Source organism: Burkholderia cepacia (assembly GCF_001039005.1).
Classification (GTDB): domain Bacteria; phylum Pseudomonadota; class Gammaproteobacteria; order Burkholderiales; family Burkholderiaceae; genus Burkholderia; species Burkholderia theae.
This window is the reverse complement of record NZ_LDWR01000068.1, coordinates 1-2,103: the sequence shown is the minus strand read 5'-3', so window position 1 is coordinate 2,103 and position 2,103 is coordinate 1. Positions and strand designations below refer to the sequence as shown.

At 64.5% G+C, this 2,103-nt stretch carries 2 protein-coding genes; one reads left to right on the top strand and one right to left on the bottom strand.

Annotated elements, in window-relative coordinates; all coding sequences use genetic code 11:
• Nucleotides 1-170: 170 nt before the first annotated feature.
• Nucleotides 171-767: an MlaC/ttg2D family ABC transporter substrate-binding protein gene (locus tag VL15_RS34240; protein WP_048251229.1), complete on the top strand. Its 597-nt coding sequence runs from the start codon at nucleotides 171-173 to the stop codon at nucleotides 765-767.
• A gap of 170 nt (nucleotides 768-937) precedes the next feature.
• Here VL15_RS34240 and VL15_RS43365 read toward each other — a convergent pair.
• Nucleotides 938-2,103, bottom strand: a 1,166-nt coding sequence (locus VL15_RS43365) for a fimbrial protein (RefSeq protein WP_063778229.1), incomplete at its 5' end; no start/stop codon positions are given.

The following is a 2,103-nucleotide window of genomic DNA, read 5'->3' as shown; positions in this document are numbered from 1 at the left end:
ACATCTGAATCCGGGTATGACAGCCGCGCCCCGGCCCGCGCCTGTGACAAACGCAGCTGAAAGGTAACAGTCGGTCACGGTGCGGCAACCGGGCGTCAGGCCCGGTATACTTTGCTGCACCGGCCGATGCAAGGAGCCGGCCGTTTTTTCCCATTGAGCGCGATATTCGTATGAAACGTCATCTGTTTGCTTTCCTCGCGGCCGCCGCCGTGTCGGTTTCCGCTTTCGCGCAGAGCGCGCCGGTCGACATCGTCCGCAATGCGGTCGAGGGCACCGTCACCGCGATGAAGGCCGATCCGTCGGCACGCGGCGGCGACATGACGAAGGTCACGCAGGTCGTCGAGCAGCGCTTCCTGCCCGCGACGAATTTCGAGCGCACGACCCGCATCGCGGTCGGCGACGCGTGGAAGCAGGCGACGCCGGATCAGCAACAGGAGCTGTACAAGCAGTTCAAGCTGCTGATGACGCGCACCTACGCCGCGTCGCTCGCGCAGCTCGGCAGCCAGGATGCGAAGTTCTCGTTCAAGGCCGGCGGCGCGTCGGGCGCCGACGCGCTCGTGCAGTCGACGGTGACGACGCCGGGCGACAGCCAGTCGGTCGGTTATCGTCTCGGCAAGGTCGGTAACGACTGGAAGATCTACGACATCGACATGTCGGGCGCGTGGCTGATCCAGGTCTACCAGGGCCAGTTCAAGAGCCAGCTCGCGTCGGGCGGGATCGCCGGGCTGATCGCGTATCTGCAGAAGCACAATTCGCGGACGAACTGACGGCCGCTGCGCGGTCCGGAGTTCAGTTGCATGAAGGGCGCCCGAGGGCGCCCTTGCTTTTTTACCCAGGGGCCCGGTGAGCAGTCGAACGACCGATGCGACCGCGCGTCCGGGCGTGCCCGCGCAAGTCCGGGCCGCCTCCGCAGACATCGAGGTTCGCTGTGCGCGGCCTACTGATACGTCATGGTGAAGGTCAGCACCGCGTTCGCGCTGCCGGCCTTCACGCTGGCGGCCGTCTGGTAGTACCTGGCCGTGAGCGGGATCGTGTAGGAGCCGCCTGTCGATTTGCTGTAGCTCGTCAGTGTGTACTGCGTGTTGTATTTCAGCGCGTTGCCGCTGCCGTCCTTCAGTTGCAGTCCGATACCGGTGGCCGTCGAACCGCTCGACAGCGCCAGCACGCCGTTGGTGCTGTCGAGTACGGCATTGACCGGGATGAACTGGTACTGGATCGAGTTCAGGCCTGTCGGGCAGGCGTTGACCGCCACGTTGAGCGAGACGGCCTGCTTGTTGGTCGAGCCGATACCCGTGAATTCCGACTGCAGGGGTGAACCCATGTTGACCGTCACGTTCGGCGTGGTGCACGCCGCGACGTTGACGATGGTCGGGGTTAGCGAGAACGATACGAGGGGCGAGGCGGCGACCGTATAGGGGGCACTACCACCGGTGCCCGTTGCTGACGCTCCCACGACCAGCACGCCGCCCGTCACGGTGCCCGCCGTGATCGGACCAGTCTTGACCAGCGCCGCCTGGACCTGGCCACCGTTGGTGATCGAAGTAACGATGCCGCTCGTGTTGCAGACCCAGCCTGCCCATGGGAGGGGGATCTGCGAAGCAGTCGACTTGGAAAGATCGATCCAGGGCTGGGTTCCGCATTGGTTCGCGTAAGTCGTCACACCGATCGCGACACCGACGCCAGGCACATTGGTATTCCAGACTGTATAGGTCGCACCACTTGGCCCGGCCACGGTCATGCCGGCCTTGGTCAGCGACTGCGGTTCAAAGACCATGCCAGCGACGACCACACCCGATACCGTGCATGTGTAGTAGTTGGGAACGTTCGAGGTACTGAACCAGCCGGTCAGCAGGGTGCCGACCGCGGCATCGCGCGGGATCGTCACCGAGGACGGCATCGACAGCGTCACCGTCTGCGCCGTTCCCGAGCAACTGATGGTTCCCGCGGCGAACGCGGGACGTGTGCCCAAGCCGAGCATCAGTGCCGCCAGCGTCAGTAGCCAGAATGCCAGACGGCGCATGCCATGCCCCGCTTTGGTTTGCCTGCGCATTGCGGCCGGCTTTTCGTTCTTGTTCATCTTCTCTCCCAGGTCCATCGCGCCCG